We start from the raw sequence: 15,403 nt of genomic DNA on the forward strand, positions 1-15,403 counted from the left end.
AGTCAGTCGTGCTCGGCGGCCTCGGCGACGAAGTCGATGAGCTGCTCGACGGCGCCGATCAGTTCCGGACGGAGATCGGCGAACGTGGCGACCCGATTGCGCAGCGTCGGCCAGAAGCCATCGAAGCGGACGCCGAGCGCTGCACACATCCCCTCTTTCCAGGTGACGTTCGGATCGAACGGAACCTCCGGCCACTCGTCGAGTCCGAGCACCTTCGGGCGGATCCCGGCCCACACGTCGACGAACGGATGCCCGGTGATCAACACGTTCGGGTCGTTCACGGTCGCAGCGATGCGTGACTCCTTGCTGCCCGCGACGAGGTGGTCGAGGAGCACACCGAGACGCCGGTGAGCAGCAGGCTGGAACTCGGCGACCGCCGCGGCCAGATCGTCGGCACCGTGCAACGGCTCGACGACGATGCCGAGCTCGCGCAGGTCGTCACCCCAGACATGCTCGAGGAGTTCGGCATCGTGTTTGCCTTCCACCCAGATTCGGCTCGCACGAGCCACCTTGGCGCGTCCGTCACCGGCGATGGAGCCCGACGCGGTGATCCGCTGCGTGGCAATCGCGACCTTCGCCGGGCGCACCAGCGTCACCGGGGCGCCCTCGATGAGGAACCCGCCCGGCTTCCAACCGAAGTGGCGCACGTAGTCGTGGCGGTCCTGCAGCGTGACGCCCTCGGCACTCCAGCGCACGACGACGCCGGTGAAGTGGCTCGAGCGATCCTCGATGAGCATGCCCATCTCGACGACGACGTCGGGGTAGCGGGGGGCTCGCTTCTGCTGCTCGAAGTCGTCGAGTACGTCGGTGCTGTAACCCATGTCGATCGACCATCGAGCTTGCCACGCGCCCGACGCCGCGCCGCGGCACCCGCAGCACCGTCGAGCAGCGAGCCCAGAGCGCGGGCCCTGGGCGCCGGGGCCTGGGCGCCGGGGCCGGGCGCCGGGGCCGGGCGCCGGGGCCGGGCGCCGGGGCCGGAGCGCCGAGGCCGTGGCCACCGAGCGCGACGAGTGCGAACCCGCCAACTCGCTACGAGGACGGGCGTCGGTGCCAGCCGCTCGGGTCGAGGACCAGGTCGAGCACGGTCGCGTCCGGAAACCGGAACGGTGCGCGGACGCCCGTGTGTGCGCGAGCCACCGGCAACGCGAGCGGGTCGAGCAACAGCGGGTCGCTCACCGGTGACCAGCGATGCCAGCGGTGCGCCGGAACCTCTGCGAACTCGATCGTCTCCTCACCCAGCACCTCGATCGCCCCGTGGACGACCCCGACCTGCTGATAGCCGTCGTCGGCGCCGGCGAGATCGTCGACGCGGCTCGGGCCACTCGTCGCATACCACTCCAGATCGAAGGCGATAGGTGTGGGATCGCCGTAGGCCCGGCCGAGCGCTTCCGTCGGATCGTCGAGCGACGCGGCGTAGGTCTCGTTGCCGATCGTCCACTGCTCCATCGGCGCGTCGCAGAAGTGCTCCGCCCACATCGCCTCGCCCTTCATGATGAACGGATCGGCGCGCACCGGCACCTCGAAATCGGTGATGTGCAACAGCGGTCGACCGACGCGCCCGAGTGCCGCCCAGTACCACGCGACCGAGCCGATGATCCGGTGCCCGGAGATCACGCCGACCGACGCCTCGGGGGTCCAGGCGGCGAACACCCATTCCTCGACACGAGCATCGGGATGGCGACGGTCGGTCCAGGTCGGATCTGGCCCGGGGTTCGCCACGCCGTGCAGGTTAGGCGGCAGCGCGAGGGCGGCCTCCCTCGCGCTGCCGTCGACCGCTCGAGCGACGACGTGGCAGCCCCGGCCGGCTGACGGCCGGTCGGCAACCGACACGGGGGCTGGGTGGGGGTTGGCACGGCGGCCGGCGTGACGGTGCATCGCCGCGAGTTCCGAACGTCGAACGATCCGGCAGACTGTGGTGCGTGTCGAACGAATTGCGCTATCTCAGCCTCGAGTGGATCAACGCCCTGTCGGCCGAGGTCGCGGCGAGCGAACACATCCGAGACATCGCGAACCAGCACTCGATCGGGGTGACGCAGATCGTCAGCGACGGACCCGAAGGTGATGTGACGTATCACCTCGTCGTCGGCGATGGACACGCCACGTTCGGAGCCGGACCCGCCGACCCAGAGCACGTCAAGATGGAGCAGTCGTGGTCGACCGCGGTCGCCGTCGCCACCGGCGAACTCAATGCCCAGGAAGCCTTCATCAACGGCCACATTCGTCTGTTCGGCGACCAACAGAAGCTCCTCGACTCCCAGCCGGTGTTCGGTGCGCTCGACGCAGTGTTCGGCGCCGTTCGCGACCGCACCCGCTACGAGTAACTGCCCCGAATCCCAGCTGCGAACCGCCGCTGCGAGGAGTAGCCACTCACCGCAGCGACGAACCGCTGCTGCGAGGAGCGGCCACGAACCGCCGCGGGTGACTCGACGAGTAGCGTCGGTGACATGCCGGAGATGCCGGAGATCCAAGCGCACGCCGAACGACTCTCCGATCAGTTCGTCGGGCGGACGCTCGCCCGGTTCCAGCCGCTGAACTTCACGGCGCTCAAGACCGCAGTCCCGCCGCCGGACGCCGCCTACGGGGCCACCCTCCAGTCGATCGGACGTCGCGGCAAGTATCTCCTGTTGCACTTCGAACCGCTCACGATGGTGGTCCACCTGATGCAAGGGGGACGACTCCTTCCCGACACGAAGCGCTCGAAGAAGCCGCGAGGTGGTCAGGCCCGTATCGAATGGGAGCCGCTTGAGTTGCCCGACGGCAGCATCGACGAGACGGCGCTCTTGCTCACCGAGCAGGGAACCGAGCGCCGTGCCGGAATCTGGTGCGTCGCACCTGGCGACATCGACACCCAGCCGCCGCTCGCACCACTCGGTCCCGAAGCGTGCGACGCCTCGGCTGCGGAACTGGCGGACCGGTTCGCCGATCGGTCGATGCGCATCCACGGGTTCCTGCGCGACCAGCGCTGCGTCGCAGGGATCGGCCGACGCCTCGCCAACGAAGTGTGCTGGCAAGCCCGGATCTCTCCGTTCGCGACGACCAAGTCGCTCGGCGCCGACGGAGCAGCCCGCGTGGTCGATGCGATCGCCGTGTGCGTCGAGGATGGCCTGGCCTACGAGCGCAGCCGTTCCGACATGAGCGCATCCAAAGACCGGCTCAGCAACGTGCACGGTCGAACCGGTGATCCGTGCCCACGTGGCGAGGCGGGCGAACACGAACCCGACACGATCCGCTCGGTCGAATACTCGGGGTACACCGTCAACTACTGCCCTCGCTGCCAGACCGGCGGCAAGATCCTCGCCGACAACACCACCAGCAAGTTCCTCAAGTAGGCCGTCGATCCGCCCCACCCCCATGAGAACCCCGAAGGCACCGATCCTCATCGCCAGCCACCCCCACCCCCGGGCGATGAGAACCCACGCGACCCGTCCACGTCGATCCTCATCGCCTATCGACCGGGTGGCGGGCTGCTCGGCGGCGTCGGTACTCGCCCAGAAGACGGGTGCCGAGCGCACCATCGGTGACATCGAGATCAGCGGTGCCGAGGCGCGTGACCGACCAGCCCACTGTCGCGGCGCAGCGATCCCGGTGCTCGTCGGCACGCCGCCCGATCGTCTCGCGATGGGTCGGGAAGAGGTCGATCTCGATGGCCCAGCACAGGCTCGGTACGGCCAGGTCGAAGCGCGCCGGCCCATAGCCGGGAAGGTCGATCGAATACTGCCGCTCGAGCCCGGAGATGCTCCGGCGTCGCATCAGGTCCCCCACTCGGACTTCGGCATGCGACTCGGCCGGGCCTCCGGGCAGACGACGGTTGACCAACTCGAGATAGCGGCGGAGCCACGGCCTCTGTGGCGAAAGCCAGTCCACCGCGACAGCTCGGAGTTCCTGACGCGTGAGCCCGCCGTCGGCTGCGGCCTGTTCGATGACCGACAGCAGACTCGGCCCGTCGAGTACCCGGGCGAGATCGAGCGCGGTTCGCGCTCGCGAGGTGACCACGATCCCGTCCGGTCGGAACACCCGGTCGTGCTCGTGGATGGCCGCCGTTCGGTATTGACGCACCCATGACTCGACGCAGTGTTGGCTCGCCGGAGAGACGATCAGATGAATCCGCTGGTCGCTGGGCAGACGGCGGAACCCCCACAGACGCCCCGCCGTCGGACCGGAGATGGTCGCGTCTTGATGCCGGACCGACATCGCGACACATCGGGCGTACTCGTCCAGGGGAATCGCCGGGAGCCGATACACCCCCTCGACGACACGCTCGAGGTTGCCGGCCTCGCGCATCGAGCGGATGAGATGGTCGCTCATTCCCAGGTCACGGAGCTGCTGCGTACCGGCGATGCCGTGACATCGGGCGAAATGGGCGAGGACGGCGGGTGGGAAGTGCGCCATGACGAAACCTCCAGAGGCGGCGACGTCGCTGGCCCTGTCGGGCCGCTCCAATCGCATGGAATCTGCAGGTGACGAAGGCGTCACGAACGAAGGAAGTCGGTGACGACGAACCTACCCACGACCGCGAGATCCCGGACACGCCGCACCCCACCCCAGCCGAGCCCAGCCCCACCCAGGAGCGATGAGAACCGACGCGACCCCGTCCCGCCGATTCTCATCGCGACCGACAACCTGCGTCCGCGATGAGAGCTGGCGCGACCGCTCCACGCCGAATCTCATCGCGGGCGGGGTGGGGACGTAGCCTCACGGTATGCCGATTCATCTTCGCGCCGAGCCCGGCGACTATGCACCGAACGTTCTCTGCCCTGGTGATCCCGTACGGGCGACCTACATCGCCGAGACCTTCTTCGATCCCGGATTCCGCCAGGTGAACGAGGTGCGCGGCATGCTCGGCTACACCGGCACCTTCGAAGGCAAGCCGATCAGCGTGCAGACGACCGGCATGGGCGCACCGTCCGCAGGCATCGTGTTCGACGAACTCGCACAGCTCGGCGCGAAGCGTCTGATCCGCGTCGGCACCAGCGGCGGACTCGCCGACGGGATGGCCATGGGCGACACCGTCATCGCGCTCAGCGCTGCGGCCGACGATCATGCGCCGCGCCAGCTCAGCCAGATGGATTGCCATGCTCCCACAGCCACGTTCGGCTTGGTCGAGGTCGCGGCGCGCCTCTCCCGCGAGAACCCGATGGGTAAGGTCCACATCGGACCGATCGTCACGTCCGGGCTGTTCTACGAGCCGAGCTGGGACAAGTTCAAGATGTGGAAGTCGCTCGGCTACATCGCCGTCGAGATGGAAGCAGCGATGATGTACACCGTCGCCGCCATGAAGGGGATGGAAGCGTTGGCCCTCATGACGGTGAGCGACATGATCGGCGACGACGACGGTGACACCGTCCGCATCTCCGACGACGACATGAAGCGCGGCGTCGATCAGATGATGGAGATCGGCTGTCGCGTCGCCGTGTCGGATTGAGTACCGACACCGCGCCGACCCACGTGGGCGGCCGCGGCGGTGAACAACGCATCGGTCAGCGCGAACTCCTGACCCTCATCTCGGCGCTGATGGCGCTGATGGCGCTCGGCATCGACCTGATGCTGCCGGCGTTCGACGACATCCGTGTCGCGTTCGACCTCGGCGAGGCATCACCGCGGACCGGGCAGGTCATCACGGTGTTCTTCCTCGGGCTCGCCGTGTCACAACTCGTCTACGGACCGCTCGCCGATCGCTTCGGCCGCAAACCGATCCTCTACGTCGGCATCGGGATCTACCTCGTCGGCGCGGTCGGATCGGCGCTCGCGCCGACGTTCGAACTCCTCTTGCTGAGTCGCTTCGTGTGGGGCGTCGGCGCCGCCGGGGCACGAGTTGTCGCCACGGCGATCGTCCGCGACCGGTTCGAGGGCGGAGCGATGGCGAAAGCGATGTCGCAGATCATGGCCGTGTTCATGTTGGTGCCGGTGCTCGCGCCGACGCTCGGAACCGGCATCATCGCGATCTTGCCATGGCGCGGCGTGTTCTGGTTCTGCGTCGTCTGGGCGATCGTCATCGGCCTGTGGAGCCTGCGGCTGCGCGAGACCCTCGATCCCGCCCACCGCCGCCCATTGCGTTTCGGACCGATGTGGAACGGCTACGCCGAGGTGACCCGGACACCGGTGACCTTCGGCTACACGATCGCAACGGTGTTCCTCCAGGGCGTATTCACGACGTATCTGGCGAGCAGTGAACTGCTGATCTCCGACGTCTTCGGTCGCCGGGCGCAGTTTCCGTTCATCTTCGGACTGGTCGCCGTGCTGTTCGGCCTCGGCGCCTTGATCAACGGGCGGATCGTCGTGCGACTCGGCGTGCATCGTCTCGTCAATCGCGTGTACGCGATCCTGATCCCGCTGGTGACGTTGTCGGTCGTCGTCTCGGTCAGCGCCGGCGGCACGCCGAACTTCTGGCTGTTCATGCCGCTGCTCGGGCTCACTTTGGCCTCGTTCATGTTCCTGATGCCGAACCTCAACACTGCGGCGCTCGAGCCGGTGGGGCACCTCGCGGGAACCGCATCGGCACTGTCGGGCGCTGCCCGGATGGGCGGCGGGGCCGTGCTCGGAACGATCGTCAGCGCACAAGTGAGCGACTCGACGACACCGTTCTCGATCGGCGTCGCCGTGCTCTGCCTCGGCTCGTGGCTGTCGGTGCTCGTCGTGCGGCGACGCTCTCCACGGCTCGCCGTCGATCACCTGACGAGCGCCACGCCGACGAGCCCGACCGGCGCCGTCATCGGCTGATCCGACCCTCCCGCCGACGAGGAGCGTGGCGTCGATCGCCGGAGCCCCGTCGCCGTGGGTGCCCGTACGTTCCGGGGCCTCGGCGCCCCGCCGCATCACGAGTCGGCCGAGAGGGAGGCGCGGCGGACCTTGCCGGTGAGCGTGCGCGGGATCTCGGCGACGAAGGTGACGTCGCGCGGCACCTTGTGCCGGGCCAGGTGCTCGGCGACCAGACGCCGGACCTGCGCCGCGCTGATCTTCGCTCCGGGCGCTCGCACGACGTGCGCCACGAGCCGCTGACCGAACTCCTCGTCGTCTACCCCGACGACCGCGACGTCGACGATCGCCGGATGGGCCAACAGCAGGTCCTCGACTTCCTGAGGGAACACGTTCTCGGCGCCGCTCACGATCATGTCGTCGGCGCGGCCGGTGACGTACAGCAGACCATGCGCATCGAAGTACCCGACGTCACCGGTCGACATCAACCCGTCGACGACCTCCTTGCCGCCACCGCCGGTGTACCCGTCGAACTGCGCGCCACCGCCGACGAAGATGCGCCCCACTCCCCCCGCCGCGACGCGCTCGCCGGCGTCGTCGAGGATCTCGACGACGGCTCCAGGCAACACGTGACCCGCGGTGCGGGGCTCGGCCACCAGTTCGGCTGGCACGGCGAGCGTTGCCTGGCCGACCTCGGTCGATCCGTACAGGTTGTAGAGGTTCGGGCCGACGCGTGTCAGCCAATCGACGACGACCGGTTCGGGCAGCGCCGAGCCGCTCGACGCAACGATCCGCAGCGACGACAGATCGGTCGAGCCGAGGCTCGGCTCGGCGAGGAGGCGCTGCAGGATGACCGGTACGACTGCGAGCACCGTCGCCCCGACACGCTCGACCTGTTCGAGCGTCGCTGCCGCGTCGAACGACGACGACACCACGACCGTGGCACCGAGCGACAAGGCGATCCCGAGTTGTGCCAATCCCCAGGCGTGGAACAGCGGCGAGGTGATCGCGATGACGTCGTCGCTTCGATACGGGATCTCCTGCACGATGCCGAGCGCGGCGCTGGCAGCGAATCCGCCGTTGCGGCGCGCCCCCTTGGGCGTCCCCGTGGTGCCCGACGTCAGCAGGATCGGTGCGAGAGGTCGAGAAGGGGTCAGCGCGAAGCGCTGCGTCGACGCTCGGACCTCGTCGAGCCGTCGTGCGGCGCGCGGGATCGCTGCATCGACCGGCACCAGATCGACGGGTACGACGACGACGGGGACCGACAGCGAATCCACGTCACGGTCGAACTCCATCGACGCCAGGAGGTCGGCATCGATCACGAGCGCGTCGATGCCTTCGCGACGAGCGACGTCGAGCAGTTGCGGACCGGAAAATCCCGTGTTGAGGTAGACGACGGCGAGACCGGCCTTTGCCGCGGCGAGCGTGACCTCGACGAACTCGCGATGGTTGCGACAGGCGACACCGAGTTGGTCGCCCCGCTCGAGACCGAGCGACCGGAGTCCTTCGGCGAGCTTGGACGACGACCGGTCGAGTTCGGCAAACGAGGTCGATCCTCGATCGTCGACCACTGCGGTTCGTGACGGTGTGGTGGTGGCCGCTGCGGCGACCGAGGCGGCGAGCGTCGGCCCCCACCTGGTGAGCGCGAGCGTCAACGCGACGCCGCGGCGCGGATCGAACAATCCGGTGCGCCGAACCGTGTCGACGAGGGACGAGATCGAAGGGAGGTCGGCCATGACGAGGCGGGTCAGCGCAGGTCGCGCTCGGGCACGGTCGCACCGAGACGGTCGGCCAACGCCTGCGCCACGAACCGGCGCACCGACGACTCGATCGGGAACGACAGATGGCTGCCCTCGTACCAACAGATCTCCGGCTCATCCCAGTGCTTCCACAGCGCTCGGACGTTGCCCGGGCGCACCCAGCGATCGACGAGTCCGCCGTAGATGTAGCGGGCCTCGTGGGGAATCAGCGGCTCCATCGCCAAGGGTGACACCGGCCGATTCACCCGCTCCAGCGAACGCCAACTCAGGCCCCACTGCTCGTAGAACGGCGGGAGGAACGCCTCGACGTTGCGGCGCATCCCGCGGACGAGGTCGGCTTCAGGGACGCCGGCTATTGCAACGGCGAGATCATCCTCGAAGCAGGCCAGCAGCGACGTGAAGTAGCCACCGAGGGAGATCCCCGACGCGCCGATCGCCACCGGAGACTGGGTGTCGGCGATCCACGACTTCAGTCGCCGGATGTCCCAGATCGCCTGCGCCGCGGTGTGGACGGTGTTCATCGCCCCGCCGAACAGCACGCGGTCGCCGGACGCACCGACGGCACGAGGTCCGTGCAGCGGCGACACCGGGAACGCGAGGTTGAGGCCGTACTCGTGGTGCAGCCGCTTGCCCCCGAACGCCATGAAATCGATCTGCGGGGTACCGGTGCGGTACCCGTTGATGCAGATCAGCCAGGGCCGTGGCTCCCCGTCGTGGCGGAGGATCCAGGCGTGCGCCGTCCGGTTCTTCTCGTAGCCGAGCCACCGCTCACGCCCCGGCTCGGCGTCGTGGGGCTCGTACTCACTCGCCATCGACATGTGCTCGTACGCGACCCCCGAGGCCGACCGCCGAACGAACGCCGGCGACGTCAACTCCGTCGGCTCGCGATGGTACGAGCGAGGGTCGTCGACCCATCCCATGTCGTTGAACAACTCGACGCCGTCGCCGAGTTCGTCACGCAAACGCCGACGAAAGTCGATCGAAGGTGACCGCAGCCGGCTGTTGGCCGATTCGACCTGCAGCGCCCACTCGTCGATCCACCACTTGGCGGCGAGCGCTGGCGTGAGTCGTGGGCGCGGCAGGTCGTGTTCGCGGTGGCCGACGATCCACGCTGTGGTCTGTCCGAAGAACTCGTCGACGATCGTCATGACGCGGTGACCGTGCCGGCCATCGCGGTCAGATCAGACCGAGTTCGGCAACGGCGTCGCGCTCGCTCACGAGTTCGGCGGCGGTTGCGTCGATCATCTCGCGGCTGAAGTCGTCGATGTCGAGACCTTGCACGATCTCGTACTCGCCGTCCTTGCAGACACACGGGAACGAGCTGATGATGCCTTCGGGCACGCCGTAGCTGCCGTCGGACGGAATCGACATCGAGACCCAATCGCCGTCGGGCGTACCAAGCGTCCAGTTGCGGATGTGATCGACGGCTGCCGACGCCGCCGACGCCGCCGATGAGGCGCCCCGAGCGTCGATGATGGCCGCGCCACGCTTGGCCACGGTCGGGATGTACTCGTTGGCGTACCAGTCGTGGTCACCGACGAGTTCGTACGCGTTCTGTCCGCCGACCTTCGCGTGGAACAGGTCGGGGTACTGCGTGGTCGAGTGGTTTCCCCAGATCGTCATGTTGGTGATGTCGTTCACCGACGCGTCGAGGCGGGTGGCGAGTTGGCTGATCGCACGGTTGTGGTCGAGGCGGGTCATCGCCGTGAACCTGCCCGGATCGAGGTCGGCAGCGTTGCTCATGGCGATGAGCGCGTTGGTGTTGGCCGGGTTGCCGACCACGAGCACCTTGACGTCCTTCTTGGCCGAGCGGCTCAGCGCCTGGCCCTGCGGCTTGAAGATGCCGCCGTTCGCCGACAACAAGTCGGCGCGCTCCATGCCCGCCTTGCGCGGCATCGAACCAACGAGGATCGCCACGTCGGCATCACCGAACGCGACATCGGGGTCGTCGGTGCACGTGATCGAGTCGAGCAGAGGGAACGCACAGTCGTCGAGTTCCATCTTGACGCCGTTGAGCGCGCCGAGCGCTGGCGTGATCTCGAGCAGCTGCAGCGACACCGGGGTATCGGGCCCGAGCATCGTGCCCGAAGCAATGCGGAAGAGGAGGCTGTAGCCGATCTGGCCAGCAGCACCGGTGACGGCAACACGAACGGGAGTAGTCATGTGACTGAGGTTACGCCGCCTCTCGCACTGCCCACAATCGTGCGCCCGCCCCACGCCCCACAGGTCATCGTGCCAGGCACCATGACCTTTCGAGCATGACCTCTCGCGGTGCCCCGCTGAGCGATCTGGCTGGGTCAGATGCCGATGACGCGACCGACGATGTCGGCGTAGTAGTTCTGCCCGTTCTGATTGAGGTGGATGTTGTCGTCGTAGAAACAGTCGCCCGGGCACTGCCGCCCGAGCACCTCCCAGTCGATGACGGTCACGTTGGGGTACACGCTCGGCAGCGCTCGGATCATCTCGTTGTTGCCGCCGACCCAACTCCGATCGGCTTTGCCCGTCACGAAGATCACGACCGGCACGTCGGCGAGGATGGCCATCATCGAGTCGAGCGACGACTGCGAGAAGCTGCCGTTCGTGCCGAGGTGGACCACGACCACCGACCCGAGTCGCCCGAGATCCTTGATCGCCTGGACCTCGGGCAGGTAGGCGGTGAACTGGCGGCTCGTCGCGGCGTCGACGAACACGCCCTTGGCCGCCAATTCTCCAGCGGCGCCCAGCATCACGGAGTCGCCGAGCGCGATGATCGGCACCGCGTTCGGCCCACCGGCCGGCGGAATCCCGAGCGGCGTGACCGTCGACAGGTCGCTCACCACGCCCAACTGCGTGGGTGCCGGTGGTGGAGGCGGCGGCGGTGCGGTCGTCGCTGGCACGACGGGCACCGTCGTGCCCGGCACCACCGGCACCACCGGCACCGTCGTCGCTGGGGGCGTCGTGCCGGGCTCGGTGGTGGCCGGCAGGGTCGTGGCCGAGCTCACCACGGTGGTCTCCGTCATCGCCGAGGTGGTGACGGGCGCGGCCTCCGTCGTGGCCGGCACGAGATCGTCGACGCGCCCGTCGGGTGGGTCGAGCGGCACAGCGACGGTGATCGGTACCGGGACGTCCGCATCGAACCCCACATCGGACAGGCTGACCGTGTCGTCTTGCGCGGCAGCGAGGTCGTCGGCGATCTCGTTCTGCTTCACCTCGGCGGTCGCCAGCGTGGCCCCGGCGAACACGGTCAGCGCGCCGACCGCGGCGAAACCCACCACGGTCGCGTTGCGTCGACCGGGGTGCGTACTGCGACGCAGCGAACGCACACCGGCGAGGAACGTACCTTTGCGGATCGGGGTCTCGACGAGCCGAAACGACGCTTCGGTGATCACCGCCGTGATCGCCATCGCCACGACGAACTCCATCACCGTCAGCTTGTTCCCGGCCAGCCCGCGGATCGCCTGGTACACCGGCCAGTGGAACAGGTACAAGCCGTACGATCGCACGCCGATCCAGACCAGCACCCGGTTGCCGAGCACTCGATTGGTTCGTGCTCGTGGATGGCTCACGGCAGCGATGACGAACACGGTCAGCACCGACGACAGGAACAGACCGCCTTGGAACAGCCGCCCGTCGGCGGTGCCTTCGGGGGTGACGAGGTACAGGTTCCAGCACATCCAGGCGAAACCCGCCAGTGACACCAGCGCCACCACGTCGAACACGGGTCCTCGCCGTCCGAGCGGACCGCGAGCCACGGCGAACGGACGCCACACCATCGCGAACGCGGCACCGAGCAGGATGCCCGACGCTCGCGAGAACGAGCCTATGTAGAGGAAGTCGAGCTTCGAGATCGGTCGATCGCCGATCCACCAGTACGCCTCCGGGGTCTGCTCGGGTTCGCCGATGAACCCCGGGTGATACGCGAGTGCCGTGAAGATCGCGATCGCCACAGCGGCGACGAAGAGCCACCGGCTGACGTTCGCGATCCGGCGGGTACCGCGGCGGCCGAGTAGCGCGATCATCACCAGCGGCCACACCAGATAGAACTGTTCCTCGACCGCAAGGCTCCACAGGTGCCGCAGCGGCGCGAAGTCGAACGCAGCGGTGTAGCCGAGCCCGACGAAGAGCTGGTACCAGTTCGCTCCGTACAGCGCGCTGGCGATGACGTCGCCGCGGAGTTGACCGACGGCATCGGGTTCGAACACAACGGTGTAGATCGTGACGCCAGCCAGCAGCACGAACAGCGCTGGCAGGAGGCGTCGCGCTCGACGCTTCCAGAAGGCCGTTAGCGACACGGTGTAGGTGCGTTCGCGTTCCGCGATGATCAACAACGTGATCAGGTAGCCGGAGATCACGAAAAACATCTCGACGCCGAGGAATCCACCCGGCAGCCACGTCGAGTTCGCGTGATAGATCATCACCGCGACGACGGCGAGCGCCCGCATGCCGTCGAGGCCCGGGAGGTACGGGACGCGGCTGATGTTCGCGTGGTACTCGCGCGGGTCGACCCGTGGAGACGCAGGCGCGGCGAACGTCGTCATGTTCGCTCCAGTATCACCGCCGAGGGGCACGTTCGGCGGTCACCCCATCCGACCCGGTGTGCGACAGAGTGGGTCAGACCCACTCTGTCGTCGGGGTGGGTCAGGTGGTTGGCAGGCTGCCGAGGAACTCGTCGATCAGCGCGGCGTAGTAGGTCTGACCCTCGGGCCGGAGGTGGAATCCGTCGTCGTACAGGCACTCACCCGGGCACGCCGTGACCAGCCCCTGCCAGTCGAGCACGTGCACGTTGGGCAGGCGAGCCGCGGCGTCGTAGATCAATGCGTTGTTGTCGGCGGTGTAGTCGCGGTCGACGTCGTTGGTCAGCATCACGACCTTGGGCACGTCGGACACGGCGACGAGCATGCGATCCATGTTCGCCTGACTGATCGGTCCGTTGGTGCCGAGGTGGATGACGAGTTCGTCGGGAAGGTTGCCGTTGCGCTCGAGCGTTTCGACGACGTCGAGTCCGTTGATCCAGGCACGGGACTTGATCGCGTCGACCTTGAAATCGACCTGCTGGAGCGGCTGCAGCGCCCCCAACATCACCGAGTCGCCGATCGCGAACCGGGTGGCCGCGACCGGCGCGGGCACCGTGGTCGTCGAATCGGGCACGACCACTCCACCGGAGCCTTCACCCGGATCGGCCGCAGGGTCACCTGCAGGATCGACACCACCTTCCGCACCGGGAAGCGGCTGTTCGCCACCCTGCTCTTGCTCGACGAAGCCCGGATCGGTCGCCGTTTGTTCGTCGCCGACGGATGCGCCGTCGCAGTTCTCGCCGGTCACGAGGTCGCAGCGCAACGCCGCGTTCTCGTCGAGGATCTCCGCGACGTCGTTCTGGCGCAACTCGGCCGTTGCCATGCTGGCACCGGCGAACACCGTGAGGCCGAGCGCCGCCACGATGCCGAACGTCGCCGCCTTGCGTTGCCCGTCGCTGATCGTCGACGCGCTCCCCCGACGACGCCACAACTCGCCGAGCTTGCCTTTGCGGATCGGGGTCTCGATGTAGCGATACGAGATCTCGGTCAGGATGCACGTGGCCACCATCGCCAAGACGAACTCGTGGAAGGCGAGCTTGTTCGCCGCGATGTTGCGGATGATCTGGAAGATCGGCCAGTGGTAGAGGTAGAGACCGTAGGAGCGCGTGCCGATCCAGTTGAGCACGGGATGTGCGAGCAGGCGGCCGGTCATCGACGCTCGATGCGTCACGGCGGCGATGATCGCCAGGGTGGCGATCCCGGTCAGGAAGAGCCCGCCCTTGAACAGGAAGCCGTGGACGCCTTCGCTCGGCTTGAAGCTGATCAACACCGACATCACGGCGAGCCCGAAGAAGCCGAGCAGTGCAGCACCGTCCAGGATTCGAGCCTTGTTGCGCAGCGGCCCGCGCATGACCGCCGTCGGACGCCACACCATCGCGAACGCTGCACCGAGCATCAACCCACCGGCACGGGTGATGGTCGACAGATACAGCGCGTCGGGCTTCGAGATCGCTCGGTCACCGATCATCCAGTACGCGTCGGGCGTGAACTCCGGTGTCTGCTGCGGGGCGTTGTAGTCGAGCAGCGCCGTCATCACGGTGATCGCGATCGCACCGAGGAACAGCCAGCGCGCGACCCCCGCGATACGTCGCGGCCCCGAGCGGACGAAGGCCAGCATGACCAGCGGCCAGATGATGTAGAACTGCTCTTCGACCGCGAGGCTCCACAGGTGGCGAAGCGGAGCGAAGTCGTTACCGGCGCTGTAGCCCGCGCCGATCCAGATCTGGTACCAGTTGGTGATGTAGGTCGCGCCAGCGATCACGTCACCGCGCAGCTTGCCCAACTCGTCGCGCTCGAACAGCGCCACCCAGACCGACAGCAGCAGCATCATCACGAACACCGCGGGGAGGAGCCGCCGGAATCGACGAATCCAGAATCCCTTGAGGTCGACCTCGCCGGTGCGTTCGTGCTCCGCGATCAGCAGCAACGTGATCAGGTATCCCGAGATCACGAAGAACACCTCGACGCCGAGGTAGCCACCTTCCAGCCACGACGAGTTCGCGTGGTACACCATCACCGCCACGACAGCGAGGGCGCGCATGCCGTCGAGGCCCGGCAGGTACGGCACCTGACTGATCTGCTGGGCGGTGGCGCCAGACGCCCCCGCAGTCGTGCGCGGCGCTGGTCGCTGGCGACCACGAGGCGCGGTTGGGTCTCCGACGTCGTCCGAGTCGCCAAAGCCGTCGCCGTGACGGCCGTTGGCGCCGATCAGCGCAAGGCCCGGATCGACCGCAGCGCCGGGTGCGCCCGCGTCGACCGTTCCACTCATCGCGACATCACTCGCCGTGGAACGCTCGACAGAAAGGTCATGGTGCGAAAGGTCATGGTGCCTGGCACGATGACCTTTCGCCACGCACCTCGCCTGGTCACACCGCTCGCCACTCGCAACACCACCGG

The 15,403-nt window shown here is 67.6% G+C and carries 12 protein-coding genes; 4 read left to right on the forward strand and 8 right to left on the reverse strand.

Features of this window, described 5'->3' with window-relative positions:
• Window positions 1–2 precede the first annotated feature (2 nt).
• Window positions 3–821 (reverse strand): DUF3097 family protein, encoded by an 819-nt coding sequence (locus ACE37B_RS08970; protein WP_409922982.1) that lies wholly within the window; start codon window positions 819–821, stop codon window positions 3–5.
• Window positions 822–1,029: 208 nt separating this feature from the next.
• A complete protein-coding gene (locus ACE37B_RS08975; protein WP_409922983.1) occupies window positions 1,030–1,719 on the reverse strand; it encodes a hypothetical protein in 690 nt (229 codons plus the stop codon).
• Between the two features lie 200 nt (window positions 1,720–1,919).
• Between ACE37B_RS08975 and ACE37B_RS08980 the strand changes: the two genes are divergently transcribed.
• Both ACE37B_RS08980 and ACE37B_RS08985 read left to right on the forward strand, forming a co-directional pair.
• The gene (locus tag ACE37B_RS08980) at window positions 1,920–2,321 is read left to right on the forward strand and encodes an SCP2 sterol-binding domain-containing protein (protein ID WP_409922984.1); all 402 of its coding nucleotides are present in this window, start codon (window positions 1,920–1,922) and stop codon (window positions 2,319–2,321) included.
• 123 nt (window positions 2,322–2,444) lie between these two features.
• Window positions 2,445–3,329, forward strand: coding sequence for a DNA-formamidopyrimidine glycosylase family protein (locus ACE37B_RS08985; protein ID WP_409922985.1), 885 nt, complete (start codon window positions 2,445–2,447; stop codon window positions 3,327–3,329).
• 109 nt (window positions 3,330–3,438) lie between these two features.
• Here ACE37B_RS08985 and ACE37B_RS08990 read toward each other — a convergent pair whose 3' ends face one another.
• A complete protein-coding gene (locus ACE37B_RS08990; RefSeq protein WP_409922986.1) occupies window positions 3,439–4,389 on the reverse strand; it encodes a type IV toxin-antitoxin system AbiEi family antitoxin domain-containing protein in 951 nt (316 codons plus the stop codon).
• Window positions 4,390–4,699: 310 nt separating this feature from the next.
• On the opposite strand from ACE37B_RS08990, the gene ACE37B_RS08995 reads away from it, so the two are divergent.
• A complete protein-coding gene (locus ACE37B_RS08995) occupies window positions 4,700–5,422 on the forward strand; it encodes a purine-nucleoside phosphorylase (protein ID WP_409922987.1) in 723 nt (240 codons plus the stop codon).
• Window positions 5,419–6,717: a multidrug effflux MFS transporter gene (locus ACE37B_RS09000; protein WP_409922988.1), complete on the forward strand. Its 1,299-nt coding sequence runs from the start codon at window positions 5,419–5,421 to the stop codon at window positions 6,715–6,717. The genes ACE37B_RS08995 and ACE37B_RS09000 overlap by 4 nt, the downstream gene beginning before the upstream one ends.
• A 95-nt stretch (window positions 6,718–6,812) precedes the next feature.
• Here the strand turns inward: ACE37B_RS09000 and ACE37B_RS09005 are convergent, their stop codons facing one another.
• The 5 genes from ACE37B_RS09005 to ACE37B_RS09025 all read right to left on the reverse strand — a co-directional run bounded on the left by ACE37B_RS09005 (window position 6,813) and on the right by ACE37B_RS09025 (window position 15,275).
• Entirely contained in the window at window positions 6,813–8,429 is a 1,617-nt protein-coding gene (locus tag ACE37B_RS09005; protein WP_409922989.1) for an AMP-binding protein, read from the reverse strand.
• Between the two features lie 11 nt (window positions 8,430–8,440).
• Window positions 8,441–9,601, reverse strand: coding sequence for an alpha/beta hydrolase (locus tag ACE37B_RS09010; protein ID WP_409922990.1), 1,161 nt, complete (start codon window positions 9,599–9,601; stop codon window positions 8,441–8,443).
• Between the two features lie 28 nt (window positions 9,602–9,629).
• Window positions 9,630–10,616: a malate dehydrogenase gene (locus ACE37B_RS09015; RefSeq protein WP_409922991.1), complete on the reverse strand. Its 987-nt coding sequence runs from the start codon at window positions 10,614–10,616 to the stop codon at window positions 9,630–9,632.
• A 134-nt stretch (window positions 10,617–10,750) separates the two neighbouring features.
• Window positions 10,751–12,970, reverse strand: coding sequence for an acyltransferase family protein (locus ACE37B_RS09020; RefSeq protein WP_409922992.1), 2,220 nt, complete (start codon window positions 12,968–12,970; stop codon window positions 10,751–10,753).
• Window positions 12,971–13,070: 100 nt separating this feature from the next.
• Window positions 13,071–15,275, reverse strand: coding sequence for an acyltransferase family protein (locus tag ACE37B_RS09025; protein WP_409922993.1), 2,205 nt, complete (start codon window positions 15,273–15,275; stop codon window positions 13,071–13,073).
• Between the last annotated feature and the right edge of the window lie 128 nt (window positions 15,276–15,403).

The organism is Ilumatobacter sp. (assembly GCF_046290335.1).
Taxonomy (GTDB): Bacteria; Actinomycetota; Acidimicrobiia; order Acidimicrobiales; family Ilumatobacteraceae; genus Ilumatobacter_A.

What these genes read in the sequence shown, in the direction of transcription:
- ACE37B_RS09015 (WP_409922991.1), bottom strand. Translation starts at nt 10,616, where the DNA reads ATGACTACTCCCGTTCGTGTTGCCGTCACCGGTGCTGCTGGCCAGATC.
- ACE37B_RS09025 (WP_409922993.1), bottom strand. Translation starts at nt 15,275, where the DNA reads ATGAGTGGAACGGTCGACGCGGGCGCACCCGGCGCTGCGGTCGATCCG.
- ACE37B_RS09010 (WP_409922990.1), bottom strand. Translation starts at nt 9,601, where the DNA reads ATGACGATCGTCGACGAGTTCTTCGGACAGACCACAGCGTGGATCGTC.
- ACE37B_RS08985 (WP_409922985.1), top strand. Translation starts at nt 2,445, where the DNA reads ATGCCGGAGATGCCGGAGATCCAAGCGCACGCCGAACGACTCTCCGAT.
- ACE37B_RS09020 (WP_409922992.1), bottom strand. Translation starts at nt 12,970, where the DNA reads ATGACGACGTTCGCCGCGCCTGCGTCTCCACGGGTCGACCCGCGCGAG.
- ACE37B_RS08995 (WP_409922987.1), top strand. Translation starts at nt 4,700, where the DNA reads ATGCCGATTCATCTTCGCGCCGAGCCCGGCGACTATGCACCGAACGTT.
- ACE37B_RS09005 (WP_409922989.1), bottom strand. Translation starts at nt 8,429, where the DNA reads ATGGCCGACCTCCCTTCGATCTCGTCCCTCGTCGACACGGTTCGGCGC.
- ACE37B_RS08970 (WP_409922982.1), bottom strand. Translation starts at nt 821, where the DNA reads ATGGGTTACAGCACCGACGTACTCGACGACTTCGAGCAGCAGAAGCGA.
- ACE37B_RS08990 (WP_409922986.1), bottom strand. Translation starts at nt 4,389, where the DNA reads ATGGCGCACTTCCCACCCGCCGTCCTCGCCCATTTCGCCCGATGTCAC.